The 16090-nt window shown below is 53.6% G+C and carries 13 protein-coding genes and 2 pseudogenes; 6 read left to right on the forward strand and 9 right to left on the reverse strand.

Translation table 11 applies throughout. The annotated features are described in order from the left end of the window. Positions 1–305: 305 nt before the first annotated feature. The 3 genes from J2Y56_RS15695 to J2Y56_RS15705 all read left to right on the forward strand — a co-directional run bounded on the left by J2Y56_RS15695 (position 306) and on the right by J2Y56_RS15705 (position 4175). A complete protein-coding gene (locus J2Y56_RS15695; protein ID WP_310351217.1) occupies positions 306–1583 on the forward strand; it encodes a hypothetical protein in 1278 nt (425 codons plus the stop codon). Positions 1584–2172: 589 nt separating this feature from the next. Next, positions 2173–2787, forward strand: a complete 615-nt coding sequence (locus J2Y56_RS15700) for a recombinase family protein (RefSeq protein WP_310351220.1) — start codon at positions 2173–2175, stop codon at positions 2785–2787. A 1148-nt stretch (positions 2788–3935) separates the two neighbouring features. After that, on the forward strand, positions 3936–4175 hold the full coding sequence (locus J2Y56_RS15705; protein ID WP_310351222.1) for a hypothetical protein: 240 nt from the start codon (positions 3936–3938) through the stop codon (positions 4173–4175). A 114-nt stretch (positions 4176–4289) separates the two neighbouring features. On the opposite strand, the gene J2Y56_RS15710 is transcribed toward J2Y56_RS15705, so the two are convergent. The 8 genes and pseudogenes from J2Y56_RS15710 to J2Y56_RS15745 form a co-directional block, all read right to left on the reverse strand. Further along, entirely contained in the window at positions 4290–5921 is a 1632-nt protein-coding gene (locus tag J2Y56_RS15710) for a recombinase family protein (protein ID WP_310351225.1), read from the reverse strand. A 42-nt stretch (positions 5922–5963) separates the two neighbouring features. Further along, positions 5964–8174, reverse strand: a pseudogene (locus J2Y56_RS15715) (transporter substrate-binding domain-containing protein); the annotation flags it as partial. Positions 8175–8182: 8 nt separating this feature from the next. Beyond that, the gene (locus J2Y56_RS15720) at positions 8183–8809 is read right to left on the reverse strand and encodes a response regulator transcription factor (protein ID WP_007943330.1); all 627 of its coding nucleotides are present in this window, start codon (positions 8807–8809) and stop codon (positions 8183–8185) included. Positions 8810–9060: 251 nt separating this feature from the next. Continuing rightward, positions 9061–9159 (reverse strand): annotated as a pseudogene (locus tag J2Y56_RS15725) (response regulator); the annotation flags it as partial. 154 nt (positions 9160–9313) lie between these two features. Beyond that, positions 9314–10642 carry a deoxyguanosinetriphosphate triphosphohydrolase gene (locus tag J2Y56_RS15730; protein WP_310351226.1) on the reverse strand — a complete coding sequence of 443 codons (1329 nt, stop codon included), beginning with the start codon at positions 10640–10642 and terminating at the stop codon, positions 9314–9316. 198 nt (positions 10643–10840) lie between these two features. After that, positions 10841–11182 carry a hypothetical protein gene (locus J2Y56_RS15735; protein WP_007943328.1) on the reverse strand — a complete coding sequence of 114 codons (342 nt, stop codon included), beginning with the start codon at positions 11180–11182 and terminating at the stop codon, positions 10841–10843. After that, entirely contained in the window at positions 11179–11568 is a 390-nt protein-coding gene (locus J2Y56_RS15740) for a phage holin family protein (RefSeq protein ID WP_007943327.1), read from the reverse strand. Before J2Y56_RS15740 ends, J2Y56_RS15735 begins: the two co-directional genes overlap by 4 nt. Position 11569: 1 nt before the next feature. Next, complete coding sequence (locus J2Y56_RS15745) at positions 11570–11884, reverse strand: YqjD family protein (RefSeq protein WP_007943326.1); 315 nt, start codon at positions 11882–11884, stop codon at positions 11570–11572. Positions 11885–12186: 302 nt separating this feature from the next. Here J2Y56_RS15745 and J2Y56_RS15750 point away from each other — a divergent pair, with 302 nt between their 5' ends. Beyond that, complete coding sequence (locus J2Y56_RS15750) at positions 12187–13395, forward strand: ammonium transporter (protein WP_007943325.1); 1209 nt, start codon at positions 12187–12189, stop codon at positions 13393–13395. A gap of 1 nt (position 13396) precedes the next feature. On the opposite strand, the gene J2Y56_RS15755 is transcribed toward J2Y56_RS15750, so the two are convergent. Continuing rightward, complete coding sequence (locus J2Y56_RS15755; protein WP_033048816.1) at positions 13397–15109, reverse strand: monovalent cation:proton antiporter-2 (CPA2) family protein; 1713 nt, start codon at positions 15107–15109, stop codon at positions 13397–13399. A 209-nt stretch (positions 15110–15318) separates the two neighbouring features. Between J2Y56_RS15755 and J2Y56_RS15760 the strand changes: the two genes are divergently transcribed. Continuing rightward, positions 15319–15555, forward strand: coding sequence for a glutaredoxin family protein (locus J2Y56_RS15760; protein WP_007943321.1), 237 nt, complete (start codon positions 15319–15321; stop codon positions 15553–15555). Between the two features lie 170 nt (positions 15556–15725). After that, positions 15726–16043 (forward strand): hypothetical protein, encoded by a 318-nt coding sequence (locus J2Y56_RS15765; RefSeq protein ID WP_007943320.1) that lies wholly within the window; start codon positions 15726–15728, stop codon positions 16041–16043. The last annotated feature ends 47 nt before the right edge of the window (positions 16044–16090 follow it).

The following is a 16090-nucleotide window of genomic DNA, read 5'->3' on the forward strand; positions in this document are numbered from 1 at the left end:
GAAGTCGCCCACAGCATCAACCGCCAAGCACGTTAACAATCTATCGCAAAGGCGCCACTGGTACACGAATCCCATCGGCACATATCGCTACAGGCCACGTAATTAAAGGCTTGCAGGGCATTTGCTGTCTCGCAAAACATAAAATCCAATCAGTCTAGAGGTGTCTCAGATGAACAAAATCCTAGTTTGTGCGTGTTGCTCACGCATTTTCACCAACAAGAAACGTCAATGGTTTTGCAGTTCAAATTGCAGAACAACAACCAAGGCGACAACGCCACAACAATCTACCGTGAATGGAGAAATTTATGAGTGCAGTACAAACAGCCCTAGCGGCGATTGATAAACCAACAGATCGGAGACTACGTTGTCCCTCTTGTGGCAAACAGTTTCGTCCTTCTCGATCCAATCAAAGATTTTGCGATCCTAAATGCAAACAAAAGGTGGCGGATGCCAAACGTAAAGTTGACCAAGACTCCAAAAGCCTGAAAATCCCATTCTGCCAAGCCTTGGGACGTGCAGTTCTAAGTGCAGGAACAACAGAGGTGTTCTTCGGGATGACGTATTCAGAGCTTGAAGACTTACTCGCCATCACTCGACTCACACAGAGCCGTAAGGGTTATGACCTTAGCCACATTGCCCCAGTTGCTGGAGCTTCCAGTGTTGGACTCTTCAAGGCTGAGAACCTCGTGTCGCTTCCAGCATCATTCAATCGAAGTCACGGAAATGCGCATTTTGGATATGGTGTATCGAGAGCCCGCAAGTTACTGAATCCAGCTAACAACGTACCCAAATCGACAACCCGTGCTCGGGCTACCAAGCTAGCAATCGACTCCATTGGCAGAGATATGGTGCTCAAGCTCATCAAGGATCACAAACTAGTACCATCCCAGAAGACTCAACTAGTGGACTGGATCACCAATAATTACCAATCCATGAACCCGGTGCATTGCCTGGCTCTCCCTGTGATCTTGGGATTGGACTCGAACCTGACTGGTAAGCAGCTCAATATCATCAAGGTATCGATGCAGGGTAAGCGGCCTAAAGGTGGCATGACGATGTACGGAGGTGGGTACGAGCCACCAGAGGATCGATTTGCACTCTGTTCAGAGCTGGAACGCTGTTCGAAGTACCGCCCCGAACTTGGCCCCTATGCCCATGCTTTGGCTGGTGCTTTGATGACGCAGGTGGAATTCGACACCAACCTCTTTTCCAGTGAGCACACAGATTTGATCTGCCGTGTGCTTAGTGGAATGGACGTTGCCAACCTAACCCATGAGCTGGAGCTGATGATCTCAGGTAACACGGTGCATGGCTGGTTTGTTGGGCGTGGTGCTTCTGAGGTGCATCACCTTGGTGACTGCGCTTCATATACTCTGATGAGTGGACAAACCCCAAGGCCAATTCGACTGGTATCACTTGCCGCGTACAAGAGTAGATTCCCAGCGCCAGCGGTGGTGAGGGAGCCGGTTGTGCTGGAGGTGTCCAACTTCGAATCCTTCAACGCCATTGTGCCCGGTGCGGTAGTTGTTCCAATCCAGATCACTCACCGCGATCCCTACGACAACTATTCCACACCCTTCTAAATCGAGCCCTGCCAACAATGGCGGGGCTTTCTCGTAAGTGCTCCTTCTATGGGTTGCAGTGGAGCGCCATCGGGGCACTTTTAGCAGGAGGAATACCCTGTTTGAGAACCTGCTTGGAACCCCCCCAAAAACCCCCAAAAACCTGAGGTTACTGCGCCACCTTCCAGACAGAACCCCAATGAATGCTAGGCCAAAAGGGTGTTTTACCAAGCAAACCGCTTTCTCACCGCCGAGTGAAACTTTTTGTATTATATTTGTAATATTTTGTGTGTGCGATGGACGGTAGCCAGCAGGAGTGCAGGCGAATCCTCTGTTGAATTTCAAACGAACCACACCCGGCTTCGATTTGGTCTCGCACTCTCAAGTACCAGTGATAGACGGTGAAGGTATATGTGCCAACTAGATAACCATTGGTCGTTAAATTCGTGTTAGATAAGGTATACATCAGGCACCACACTTGTGATGTGTTCAAAGTGGGGAAATCTGGTCGAATCGATCCCTGTGGCCGTGTCATTAAATTGCTTGTACCACTTCATGTGACACAGTACAATGTGACACACCCAACGTGACACACACAAGGAGAATGACATTGTTTATACGCGCCTACCTTCGAGCTTCGACTTCTGAGCAGAATGCAAATCGGGCAAAGGAAAGCTTGATCAAGTTTGCCGCTGACCACAGCCACAAGATCGCTGCCTTCTACGTCGAGAACGAGTCAGGGACCAAATTGGATCGTCCTGAGCTGTTCCGTCTGCTGGACGATAGCCACCAAGGTGACGTGCTGCTAATCGAAGGTGTTGATCGTTTGTCTCGCCTCACTGCTGAAGACTGGGAAACCTTGAAGACGATCATCGCTCAGAAAAAGGTAACGATAGTATCGCTGGACTTGACAACCTCCCACGCTGCCTTGACCCCATCAAAGGACATGTCAGACTTCACAAAGGGAATGATTGCTGCGGTCAATGGGATGTTGCTCGACATGTTAGCCGTGGTCGCCCGTAAGGATTATGAGGATCGTCGCCGTCGTCAGGCAGAGGGTATTGTCGCTGCTCAAGCAGATGGCAATTACAGAGGTCGCTCAGTGGACACAGAGTTACGTGGTCGCATTGCCGAGCTACTCAAAGATGGTAAGAGCATTCGTACCATCGCCTCCCTGCTCCAGTGCTCGACTACCACAGTGCAGCGTGTAAAGGCTCAAGCGTAACTCCGCCACCATGGGAGCCATTGCGCTCCCGCCTTCGATACGATCCTGGCCCGTTAGCTTAAGAGGCGCCAATTTTATTTCTCGAAAGCTCAGCTTTATAGTCGCCGGGAGTACTGCCTGCTTAGCGACGCGGATAGGTCGGACGTTTTCCAGAATGACCCCACCCCCTTCCTTCAGAAAGCGGTCCAAAAAATTTGGGCGATTTGGGAAACCTCACAGGAAAATATCCCAATGACATTAAATCCAATCGAATCTCTGGAACGGCCCTTATGCTAACGAATGCTTACGGATAGCCGGACGCCATAGCCATTTGAGCGGACGCCAGTCAGTAGCTCACTATCTAGTTAGATTCAATCGGCGTAAGCTCGTGAAAAAAATATGATTAGGAAGTAAATTGAAGAATCTGATTGTCTCCTTCGTTCTTCTCATGACCCTCACGCCCCTCATCGTCATAGCTGCACCATCACCACCCACCGCCGAGCAGTATTGCCACGATCTAATAATCGTAATCATTGCCAACCACCATTTGAGAAAAGTGGAGCTATTGGCTGACTCCAGTACATTCGCAACCGAGACACTAGTGCTTTGCACGTATAAGGCAGTCATACCTGAGCCGTTCTTTGATCGACCAGCAATGGTGACAGCCACTGTCAACATAACGAATAGCAAGTATGAGCTGAATATCAATTGACACTGTGCAAGGTGGAAGCACACAGAATAAGCTCCCTAATGAGCGGGGTTTGGTTTCACTCAGAAGCAACCCAATGGCATCAAATCCAATTGAGTAGAGCAAAGCAGTAGAGCCAGCCAGCTCCACCTACTAAAGCCACAAAAGCGAAGGACATCGTTATCAGATGAGTCCACATTGCACCTATCTCCATTAGCCACTGAGCGGCGGTGCGAGGGCGATAGCAATAACCAGACCACACGTAGCTGAGGCCGGTTTGAGCCTGTAGTTACGGGTACTACACCAAGTAATGAGTTTGGTTCTCAGCTCATCGGCTCAGACGAAAACGGGTGCATGCCCGAGCCTGCCACCAAAAAATCCCCATGAATGGGGGTACAAATATTCGCCCAAACGTCTTGCAGCCCAGAAACATTTCTCAGAGCTCAACTACATTTGATTGGTAAGCCAAACGGAGAAGCTCATGAAGTGCTTGATCTGTGGTGAGCCAGCACTGGGCGTAAAGAGTGAAGGTGACTATCAGGAAAGAGCCTGTCCGAAATGTGGGCGATATCGAATATCTACACCGGCACTAAAGCTGATGAAAGCTCACGGGTGGCGCTTTGATGTTGAGCTGGCCCGGCGATGGCTTGCACAACAGCAAGGTTCAGAAGCGATTCCAACAATCGACTCGAACCAAGCAGGTCGCCTGATTGACGTTTAAGGTGACGCGCCAGATTTGCGGTACTTACCCTTCAGGCCACTCGAGCCATCAGCATCTGCCAGAGCCGTTGCAACGTCCACAGATAGCGTTACAGCGTGTGGGCTACCCAGTGGCTCACACAGGCTTCAGTACATCCACAACCAACCCTGTTGCAACATCAATGAACGTTTCGCCATTCCATTGCAGCTCCTGCCTCACCAACTCACCAGACTCATAACGCGCTTCTTGTTCGAGGAATGCAGCGTACTCAGTTTTTTGAACCTTGGAATCTTGGTTAGTCAGTTCAATCACATCCTCATCGTTCTGTAACACCTTGTACGTGCCGTTAACCCGGTTCGCCCCTAAATATTTATATTCCTGTTGCTTATAATCATTGAAAATACTCGCTTCATTCACAGTGATCGTTCTGTCATCAACCATCATTGTGTAGCCAACACCCTGTAGCAGGGCGTTCAGCTTCACAGGGTCATCATCAAGCAACCTTTCTTCTTCATCCATCATATCGACAAGGGTTACAGGAGCAGGGGTCGCTTTCAACAATGCCAATTCTTGTTCCAATTTCCCAATCTGATTTATCACTTTATCCAGCTCAGCAGTGATTGACGCTGCATCACCATACCTGACCAACAGTGCGACGGCGTTGGCCTCCTGCTTACGAAACTCTGTAATCTCACCCTCAATTTCTATCTGTCTTTTCTCGCTGACTGTGAGGTTCTGACTTTGTGCTGCTCGTATCAATGCAGCATGAGCGGTTTGGTGACGAATGTAATCAAAGACTGCATATGGAATGGAACGGCTATTTTTACAACCATCCACACCATCACCAAACCTGTGACGGGTAACACACAGCATTGTGGGAGCGCCTTTCCCACCAACACAGTAGTTCTTTCCACACCTTGCACACTTTACGATTCCAGCCAGCAGATGCTTTGACCACGCTGATGCGGGTTTCGCACTGTCGTTGATTCGCTTCTGTACCCTGAACCAGAGTTCTTTACTGACAACAGCGGGCCACACATCCTCAATGTCATTCCATCGTCCAACGGCAACAGGATTTCTGATCCAGCGGTGAAAGGTCGAAGGACTGATTGTTTCGAATTCTGGGTGCTGACCTTTGAGCCTTGCAAGGATTCGACGCTCACCTATACCAGCAGCGTAGTCTTCAAAGACCTGGGTCACGAAAGGGGCGATGTCATCTCGCAATTTTCCATCACGAATCCAAAGCGGCATACGACGTGTTGCACCTAACCCAGCAGCGGCCTTTTCTCGCTTTGCCTTGTATGCAGCTTTCAGCCGACGACTCAGAGCGTCACTGTATTGGTGTGCCTGCTGAACTTTGGCGACTAGTAAGAACAGATGGTTGCTGTTCACTGATGCTCTGTCGTAGGTGATACCGTCATCCAGTGTCACAAGATCAACACCAGCATTCACAATACGAGAGAGCAGCGGGAGCATTTCCATTGGCTCCATTCGTCCAGCCCGGTCGATTGCTTCAATCAGGATTACGGAGCCTTTCGGGATCGTACCGTCTTCGATTGCTGCCAGCAGACGACCAAAAGCGTTGTCGAGGTGCGCACCACTGAAGCCAGATTTCCCAAGGTCGTGATAGCTGGCCTCATCGCTTAGGGCGTAATCAGGGTGAGCCAACAGCCACTTACTCACCATGTCGTTCTGGCGTTTGAGGCTGTTGCCATGACGTTGTTTGAGGCTCGAAAATCTCACGTAAGAAAATGCTAACTTCTGCACTGCTGCCGCTCCTGATGTGGCTCCACCAAATCATAACACTGTGCCGATGATTGCGTTCATCGGGGTGCGGATCTCATGACTCATGGTCGCCAGAAAAGTACTTTTGGCTCTGTTCGCCTCATCCGCACGTTCCTTGGCCTCTCGAAGATCTTCGAAAAGTTGTCGCCGTTCGCTGATGTCGATCCAGCCGCCGATGATGCCCTGCACTTCACCGCTCGAGTCCCGGTAAGGTAGAACCCAGTGATAAATCGTCAGCGTGCGACTGCCGATTTGCAGGGTGCGGTCGAGAATCAACGGTGTACCCTCACTCACGACGCGCTGATAGTCAGCCTGATATTCCTGAGCCTCGAACGCATTGCTCATGCTGCCATGAATGACACTTTTGCCGATGACGTCTTCGTATTTTGTACTGAAGGCTTCCAGGTAACTGTCATTGCAGCTTTGCAGCAATCCCTGCCGATCACGCACGTAGATTGGATGGGGCGTGCCATTGACCAGGGATCGCATGAACTCAAGTTGATCATTCAGCGCGCGTTCGGCCGCTTGACGCTGTTTTATCTGCCGACGCATGTAAGCGTTCCAGGCAACAGACATCAGCAATAGCACACCCGCAGCGAATACCACCTGATAGAACACCCGGTGATAGCTGCGCCAGGTGTTTTGCGCATTCGACGAGTATCCCCGCCAGCGGCTGTTGATAATGCCCAACTCCTGCGGGGTAATACTCAGCAATGCCTTGTCGACTATGGCGCTCAGTTCTTTGGCATCACGCCCTGTTGCGAGTGAGAACGCAGCCTGCTGCGTGCCAAGGGTGGAACTGATCTGAAGGGGCTGCTCGAAGATTCTGGTCGAGATGAAGTAGTTGGCGATCACCAGCGAGTTTACGGCGCCTTCAGCCTTGCCCTCTGCAACTAGCTGCACGGCACTGAAGGTGTCCGGGGTTTCGATCAGATTGACGTGCGGGAACTCCCGACGCAGGTAATCCACCATCGGATTGCCTTGGGCAATCGTCAAGCGCTTGCCCGCAAACTGCGTGAGATCAATCGGGTTATCGGGCACTTTGCGCGTCAGCAACACAAAGGAGTTTTCCAGATACGGGCGGCTGAAGTTCAGTCGCGTTTCACGTAGTGCGCTGGGTAGCAGGGCGCCAATCAAGTCGGCCTGATGATGACTGATTCGCTCGATCATTTCGTCATCGCTTCGGCTGCGCTGGATCTCGAAGCGCAGGCCGGTGCGTAATCTGATCAGATCAAGCAGGTCGGCAGTAACACCCCGAAAGTTTCCGTCGTCATCGAAAAACGTCAGCGGGGCAAACGCCTCATTGACCACTACGCGAACCAGCGGATGTTGCGCCAGCCAACGTTCTTCGCGACTGGTCAATTGCAGCTTGTGATCGGTGAGCAGGATGTCACTGCCTGCACTCCAGCGTTTGGCGATATTTTCTCGCTCGCTGGTGGGGGTGGCACTCAGTATCGCGTTGATGATCCCCAGCAGTTGCGGGTTGTTCTGATGTACGGCAAAGCTGAAGCCGTGGGCTTCATGTTTACCGAAGTTGGCCATCCGGACGTTGTTCAGGTAACCCTTGTTGATCAGGTAATGGGTTGAAATGGTGTCGCCGAGAAAGACATCCGCCTGGTCGAATGCGACAGCGTTGATCGCATTCTGGTACGACGGGAAGGTTGAGATAATTGCCTTTGGATACAGGGTTTTGACTTCTTCCATTGGCAAGTAGTGATACACCATGCTCAGCCGCAACCCGGCAAGGCCATCGGACAGGGATCGGGTTTCTCCTTCCCGTGTCACCAGTACCGGTTGGTCCACGGCGTAAGGAGTGGAAAGTACAAGGTCGGCATTGCGTGCTTCGAACCCATTGGCGCTGCCAAGCATATCTATGTCACCGTTTTCCAGCGCCTCGATCGCGTTGTCTCGGGACGCGTAGCGCTGAACCTTGATGGGCAGGCCGGTGGCCTTGCCAAGTATGCCCGCGTAATCGGCTGTGAAGCCTTCATAGTCGCTGCTGCTATTGGTCAGGTCGAAAGGCGGGTAATCGGGGGCTGAAGTGCCCAGAATGAGTTCACGTTTGTTGTTCAGCCATTGTCGTTGTGATTTATCCAGTTGGACTTCCATGTGACCGACCATTGAGCGACTGAGCAGGGTGTAATGCTCGCTGGCGGAGTGTGTCGCAGACACTGCGGTGCTCAGACATAAGCCAGCAGCTATCAGTATTAGATAATCCTTTAAACGACTGGTCATCCGGACTCTCACACTAAGGCGTTGCGTTTAGCCATATCGATGAGTTCTACCAGTGATCTGGCCTTGAGTTTTTGCATCAACCGCTTTTTATAGGTGCTGACTGTCTTGTTGCTGAGGAACATGCCCTTGGCAATTTCCTTGTTGGTACGGCCTTGTGCAAACAGTTGCAACACCATCAACTCCCTGTCGTTGACTGCCTTGAACAGTTCCAGGTCGGCGTATCGTGTGTCATCGCTACGGACCGGGTTCAATGCCTGGCTGGGGAAATAGTTGTAGCCTGAAAGCACCGCCTTGATTGCACTCACCAGTTCACTGAGGTCTTCCTGTTTGCAGACATAGCCCGACGCGCCGGACTGCATGCAGCGAATACCGAACAATGTCGGGCACTGAGCCGTTAATACCAGGGTTTTTAACGGGGTACACATAGCGTTGAAACGGGAGAGAACTTCTAGGCCATCCAGTTTGGGAATACTGATGTCGAGAATGACCAGGTCCGGCATGCATTCGCGAACCATCTGCATGGCGTCGACCCCATTATCAGTTTCACCGACAACTTTATAACCCTCATGTTCGAGCAACATTCGGACGGCAAGGCGGATAACGGGGTGATCGTCGACAATAAAAACGGAGTTCATAATCAGATCCCATGCGAGCTCAAATAAAGCGCGCACCTTAGCTCAGATAGTTGAGGTGGCGCATGAACTGACAGGCAGATAGCAGTGATATAGGAAAGATCCTACAGCCGAAGAGGAATCGGACTACGATCCAACTAGGTTTTGAATGAGGATCAATAAAAGTGTTGTATTAAGTGGAAGGGTGAATGTGGTGTTTTTTTAGATAGGTTGTTTGTGTGCCAAGTGTGTTTTTTAGTGCTTTGTTTTTGTAGCGAAACCCGGGTCAACAGGTTTCTAAAGTCTGATTGTTTCAAGGGTTTAACCAAGTAACCCGCAAAGGGTCGATTGTGCTCCTCGGAAGTTTTTTTAAGTTAGTCCAGTTACCCCAGGAGGTGATTGTTGCGTGACCAGTGGGAGCTACCGATCAGTCGACTCTGCACAAGATGTAGGGCGATTCTGTTGGCGCTGAAGTGCGAATCCACTATCGACCCGCTCCTCAGACGATCTGAACAGCGGGTCGGGTATTTATCCGCTTGAACGACCGGTCATTTCCAGGGCCATTTCGCTGGCGTAGCTGTCGGTCATGCCAGCGATGAAGTCGATCATGCGCAGGAATGAAGTGTGCAAAGGACCGTGAGGATCGGGCGCACTGTTGCCCAGCAGGTCAAGGATGCGGCGACTTTTGAACGACGGCGTTCGACCATTGTGTTGTTCCAGTGCCGCCCCGCAGAAAGCGTTCAGAAGAATCTCCAGCGTGGTGTAGGCGCCGATTTCATGCAGTGTCTTGCGTTTGTCCTGGAAGATTTTCTTTCTGGCCATGTCTTTGGCGTTCAAGACGCAGCGCTTGGCCGGGCCATGCATGTGCTCCACCAAGTCGCCAGGTAGCGTGCCGGCCAGCAGGGCGTCCTGTTGTTCGACGAAAGCGCGAGCCGCGGCATTGGTCAGGTGTTCGATGGCGTTTCCTCGCAGAATGGCCAGTTTGCGTCGACGCGAATCCAGTGGGCCCAGCTGTCGATAGGTTTGTGGAAGATCGTCGCCCACCAGGTTGAGCAGCAAAGACTCAACTTCGGCGTACTCCAGCAACTCCATTTCCAGACCGTCTTCCAGGTCGATCAGCGCGTAGCAGATGTCATCGGCGGCTTCCATCAGATACACCAATGGATGGCGCGCCCAGAGTTGCTCCTCCAGCTGTGGCAAGCCGAGTTTATGGGCGATCTGTTCCAGCAACGGCAGTTCGCTCTGATAACAGCCGAACTTGTGTTTCTTGTAGCCCAGTGAGTCAGCGTGCTTCGCTGTCCACGGATACTTCAAGTACGTACCCAGCGTGGCATACGTCAGCCGCGTGCCACCGTCGAACTGATGGTATTCAAGCTGAGTGAGCACGCGAAAACCTTGGGCGTTGCCTTCGAAATTCAGGAAGTCATTACGCTCGACTGCGCTCATGTCATCCAGCCAGCCACGGCCAGCGGCCTGCTGAAACCAGTGACGGATGGCGTCTTCGCCGGAGTGACCGAAAGGCGGATTGCCGATGTCATGGGCCAGGCATGCCGACTGCACCACCATCCCCAGATCACTCGGATCGCACCAGTCGGGCAGGGCGTCGCGAATGGTTTCACCGACACGCATGCCCAGCGAGCGGCCGACACAGCTGACTTCCAGCGAGTGGGTCAGGCGCGTGTGGATGTGATCGTTGCTGGTGACTGGATGGACTTGGGTCTTGCGTCCCAGCCGGCGAAAAGCGCCTGAAAAAATAATGCGGTCATGGTCTTTGTGAAAAGGGCTGCGACCGAGTTCCTCTGGACTGTGCAGAGGTTTTCCAAGGCGTTCGCGGGTAAGCAGGGTTTGCCAATCCAAGGCTGGTCTCTCCGTCAGGTGACTGATCTTCTAGCCTAGATCCCGGCGGGGTCAATGTCGATGAGCAGCAGCTGCTCACCATTGTCGAAAAATTGCCCGGCGGTGAGACAAGTCTTGTTTGTGTGATCGCGTGATCACCGGTCAGGCACACAGGATTGAACCCCTCGATAAAGAGGTTCATCCCGTTTGTTTGGCACTTCAGTGTTTAGGTGAATTGCTTTGCAGGACCAGTTTGATCAAGGGCCCGAGGCTGGTGCCCAGACGAACCAGGCGAGTCAGGCTGCTGACGCCACCGTTCCTGGTACTTTTCCCGGTCAAAAAGCCCAGCAAGGTCACCGCTGCCACGCCCCAGAGCGGGGCATGCTTGATGCCAAAGTTGCTCTGGAAGTCTTGTGACATCCCACGTATCCGCTGCAAAGGCAGCAGCAGTTCTCTGGATTCATGGCGAATTTCCTGACGGTGCATTTCCATGCGCAGGCGAATCAGTGCCTTGCGCATTTCCGTGCGCGAGCTGTTGTGCGGCAGTTCAGGCAGGCTCATGGCAGCAGGCGCTCCCGATCATTGGCCAATTCTTCCAGGGTGCCATGGAAGGGCGAGGACTCATCGAAAACCGCCGCTTTCAAACGGAACGCACAGAATAGGGAGGCAAGGGCATAGAACACGCAGAGCCCGATGATGGCGGGCAGGCGATAGGTGTCCCAAAACACAATCAACACCAGTCCCGATAACCCCACCAGCAGCAGCAATCCAAAGACCAGTGCCAGGCCTGCAAATAACAGCAGGCTTACAGTGCGTGCTTTTTGTTCCTGCAACTCGATGCCGAACAGTTCGACATGGCTATGCAACAGTCCGAGAAACGCGGCCCCCAGGCGCCGCGATGAAGCGCTTGTGCCCGTCGCAGACGAGCTGGATTCACCGATAGACATATCAGCGCCGAGAAGCCAGCAGGCCAATGAGGAAACCTACTCCGGCGGCAATCCCGACCGATTGCCATGGGTTGGCCTGAACGTAATCCTCGGTAGCGGTGACGGCGGCCTGACCGCGCTCGCGTAATGAGTCTTCGGTCAGCTTCAAGGTTTCCCGGGCACGCAGCAGGCTGTCGTGGATCTGGGTACGCAACTCATCCGCCTGATCGCCGGCGAGAGTGGCGGTGTGTTCCAGCAACCGTTCGGTGTCGCTGACCAGTGTTTGAAAATCGTTCATCAGGATTTCTTGAGCAGTCTTTGCCTTGATGCTGGCCATGGGTGGATCTCCGTATTGGCTTCTGATGGGTTCGAGTATGAGCCTTGCGTGAAGGTTCAGTACAAATGACTGGTACAACTTTTGCTGTGTCGTGGTGCGCTTGCCGGCGTTGCTGCGCTGTAGTCGGGCGTAATTTCAGTAAACCTCGACCCAAACAGTAAAACTCGCGCGTCATTTCGCTTTTTTTGCGCCAAAGCGGTTCATGGGGATCAACGATTCGCTCCGGATAAGCCGCAACGTGGTGCGTAAATCATCTGCGCGAACTGCTTTGGTGCTTTTTCAGTCTTAAGGTCTGCCAATCCATGGAAAATCTGCAAAGTGCTGTGGACAGTCTGGTCCATAGCTCCAACACACTGTTCATCCTGATTGGTGCGGTCATGGTGTTGGCCATGCACGCCGGTTTCGCTTTTCTTGAGGTTGGCACGGTTCGGCAAAAGAACCAGGTCAACGCCTTGTCGAAGATTCTCAGCGACTTCGCCATTTCGACCCTGGCCTACTTCTTTATAGGCTATTGGATTTCCTATGGAGTCAGCTTTCTGCAACCGGCCGCGGTGATCAATGCCGACCATGGTTACGGGCTGGTGAAGTTCTTCTTTTTGCTGACCTTTGCCGCGGCCATTCCGGCGATCATATCCGGCGGCATCGCCGAACGCGCCAGATTTGTCCCGCAGTTGTGCGCGACCGCGCTGATCGTGGCGTTCATCTATCCCTTTTTCGAGGGGATGATCTGGAATGGAAATTTTGGTTTGCAATCGTGGTTGTTGGCGCGCTTCGGTGCCAGCTTCCATGATTTTGCAGGTTCCATAGTGGTCCATGCCATGGGTGGCTGGTTGGCGCTCGCGGCAGTATTGTTGCTCGGGCCACGACAAGGGCGCTATCGCGACGGTCGCCTGGTGGCGTTTGCACCGTCGAGCATTCCCTTTCTCGCGTTGGGCTCGTGGATTCTGATAGTCGGCTGGTTTGGCTTCAACGTCATGAGCGCCCAGACCTTGCAAGGCGTGAGCGGTCTGGTGGCGGTGAATTCGCTGATGGCCATGGTCGGCGGAACCATGGCGGCACTGATCGTGGGGCGCAACGACCCAGGCTTTCTGCATAACGGCCCTTTGGCCGGGCTTGTGGCCATCTGCGCCGGTTCCGACCTGGTGCACCCGGTGGGCGCACTGGTGACCGGCGCCATCGCCGGAGCACTTTTTGTCTGGTGCTTTACCGCGGCGCAGGGCAAATGGCACATCGACGATGTGCTGGGTGTGTGGCCTTTGCACGGTCTGTGTGGTGTGTGGGGTGGCATTGCCTGCGGGATTTTTGGCCAGACGGCCTTGGGCGGCCTGGGTGGAGTGAGTCTGATCAGTCAGTTGATCGGTACTTCTCTGGGAGTGGTCGTGGCGCTGGCCGGTGGTTTTGCGGTGTATGGAACGATCAAGGCGTTCCATGGGCTGCGCCTTAGTCAGGAAGAGGAGTATTACGGCGCGGACCTGTCGGTACACAAGATCGGCGCCGTCAGTCAGGACTGAATCACTTCTCGGCATCTTCGGCCCCGGGATAAAAGTCGTGCAACATCCGGTAGCGATCATGTCGTATCTGATCAGCCCGCTCTTGTACCTGATGGGCGGGCAGTCCCAGCATGATCAGCGCATGGGAGGCGAGCATCAGGCTGGACTCCAGCAGTTCCGGCACGACTTCGTTGGCGCCGGCCTCTTTCAATTCGGTTAACTGGCTGTCGTCCCGGGTACGGACCAGAATCGGCACACGCGAATTGACCCTGCGTGCCTCCTTGAGTATCTCCAGCGCGATGTCGGTCTGATCCACTGCGATCACCAGCAGTTTGGCGCGGGCCAGCCCTACGGCAACCAGTAATTCACCTCGACGCGAGTCCCCGTAATGCACGCAGCTTTCGCTGACGGCCGCTTCCTCGACCCTTACCGCATCGTGGTCCAGCGCAATGTAAGGTTGTTGCTGATGGCGCAGACAACGCCCGATGGACTGACCCACGCGCCCATAACCACAGATGACGACATGCTTGTCCAGGTCCGCGTTAAGTGCGCTGATTTCTTCGAGTTGTGCTTCCTTGTTGGATTTGCGGTGCAGGCGACTTGCGATGGACGGGGCTGCGCGCAGCATCAGCGGCGTGACGAGCATCGAACAGAACGTAGCAGCCAGCAGCAGGCCCCCAAGTTGCGCGGGTATCAGATCGCTTTGTTGCATCTGCGCCATCAGCGCAAAGCAGAATTCACCCCCTTGGGCCAGTGCCAGGCCGCTGCGCCAGGCGGTTTCGCCATCGCTGCCACGCCATTTGACCAGCAACGCCACCACGGTACCTTTGATCAGCAGCAATCCCAATGTCATGGCCAGGATCAGCAGCGCGTGGCTGGCGAACAAATTCAAGTCGATCAGCATGCCGATGCTGACGAAGAACAGGCCGAGCAGAATGTCGCGAAACGGGCGGATATCGGCCTCGACCTGATGCCGGTAATGACTTTCGCCCAGAAGCATGCCGGCGAGAAACGCGCCCAAGGCGGGGGAGAGACCCAGCAGGTGAGTCAGCCAGGCCGTCAGTAGAACAATCACCAGGGCCAGCAGTACGAACAGTTCGGCAGAGCGGGCGGCGGCGACTTCATGGAACAATCTGGGCAACAACCAGCGGCTGACCAGTAACAGACCGACGAACAACACCACGGTCTTCAACAGTGTCAGGGGCAGTGCCCAATACCAGGCCTGATCACTGTTGCCGGCGAACACGGGCACCAGGGTCAGCAGCAATACAGCCACCACGTCCTGAAACAGCAGCACGGCAATGGCATTCTGGCCATGACTGCTGAAAATCTCACCAAGGCTGGTCAGCTCCTTGCTGACAATGGCGGTGGACGACAGCGCCAGACCCGCGCCCAGTAAAAGCGCAGCGGTCATCGGCATCCCGAACATCATCAGCAAAGCACCCAGCAGCAGCCCGCTTGCAAGCACTTGCAAACTGCCAAGACCAAACACTACCCGGCGTAGTGCGATCATTTTCGTCAAGGAGAACTCAAGACCCAGCGAAAACAGCAGGAACACCACGCCTAACTCGGCAAGGTAAGGCAGCCCTTCGCTTTGTTTCACCCAGTTGAAGGCGGTCGGGCCAACCATCAACCCCACGCACAGATAGCCTAGGACCGGGGGTAATCGCAGGCGCTGGAACAGCGCGATGACCAGCAATGATGAAACGAGAATGATCAAGAGATTGGCAAACACAAAAAACTCCGCTGACAGACGCTGGCTACTCAAGCGTAGAAGCAAAAAAAACGTGAGCATTGCTTAAATGGCACAAACGGCGACTGATTTGCATCAGGGTTATACCGCCCGCACTTGTGGTTCATGCGCCAGCGCAGGAGATTCAATGGCTCGACGGCTTTTCGGGGCAGGCCTAGAATAGTCACTTAAATTTTTACGGGTGAGCGCTCATGCTTCCTGAATGTCAGCTGTTTGGCACCCTTGGGTGCCACCTCTGTGAAGTGGCCGAAGCCATGCTGATGGAGTTTGTCGAGCGCGGTCTACTGGTTGAACTGGTCGATATCGCTGTCGATGAATCCTGGTTTGAAGCCTACAGTCTGCGCATTCCGGTCTTGCGGCGAATCGATACCGGCGCGGAGTTGGGTTGGCCATTCAGCGCCGAACAGGTTGTAGCGTTTCTGAGTTAAGTGGTTTTGGCTGCGGCGATGGTCCCGTCTGTCGAACTTTGCGATTGATCCCCTTGGCTTAACCGATGCTCTTCGGATACTGTATGCGCATACAGCTATTCGTGGTGCTGCCTTGCTGTCCCGGGTTTTCGGGTTTGGGCAGGCAGTTCCGGGCAAGAGAGGGATGAATCGTGGTCAATGTCGAACAATTGAAAAACAGCGTGAACCGGATGTCGGTCGATGTTGTGCGCGAGGCTGTCCTCGAATTGCGTCTGGACGGTCTGGTGACCGAGGGCAAAACCCCCTTTAACAAACTGCATTTCAATACCTGTTTCGCCGAAATCGAAGCCTTGTTCCAGCGCGCGGGTTATCACCGGCAGCTGGATGTCGTAGGCTATCAGGGGTTGTTGTACGCACTCTACGATCCCGCTCGCTGGGAAGCCGTGGATGTGTTGCGCTGGCTCAAGGAGTTCACTGAAGCAGCGGCGCGTGCGCCGATTCCGGCTTGAAGATTCTCTACTAGGTTCGACTCGGCCACTGTTGGATAATGCCAACC

This window comes from Pseudomonas sp. BE134, from assembly GCF_031456105.1.
Taxonomy (GTDB): Bacteria; Pseudomonadota; Gammaproteobacteria; order Pseudomonadales; family Pseudomonadaceae; genus Aquipseudomonas.

Coding starts and splice junctions, on each gene's coding strand:
- J2Y56_RS15695 (WP_310351217.1), top strand. CDS start 306: ATGAGTGCAGTACAAACAGCCCTAGCGGCGATTGATAAACCAACAGAT.
- J2Y56_RS15705 (WP_310351222.1), top strand. CDS start 3,936: ATGAAGTGCTTGATCTGTGGTGAGCCAGCACTGGGCGTAAAGAGTGAA.
- J2Y56_RS15720 (WP_007943330.1), bottom strand. CDS start 8,809: ATGAACTCCGTTTTTATTGTCGACGATCACCCCGTTATCCGCCTTGCC.
- J2Y56_RS15735 (WP_007943328.1), bottom strand. CDS start 11,182: ATGAGCCTGCCTGAACTGCCGCACAACAGCTCGCGCACGGAAATGCGC.
- J2Y56_RS15740 (WP_007943327.1), bottom strand. CDS start 11,568: ATGTCTATCGGTGAATCCAGCTCGTCTGCGACGGGCACAAGCGCTTCA.
- J2Y56_RS15745 (WP_007943326.1), bottom strand. CDS start 11,884: ATGGCCAGCATCAAGGCAAAGACTGCTCAAGAAATCCTGATGAACGAT.
- J2Y56_RS15750 (WP_007943325.1), top strand. CDS start 12,187: ATGGAAAATCTGCAAAGTGCTGTGGACAGTCTGGTCCATAGCTCCAAC.
- J2Y56_RS15760 (WP_007943321.1), top strand. CDS start 15,319: ATGCTTCCTGAATGTCAGCTGTTTGGCACCCTTGGGTGCCACCTCTGT.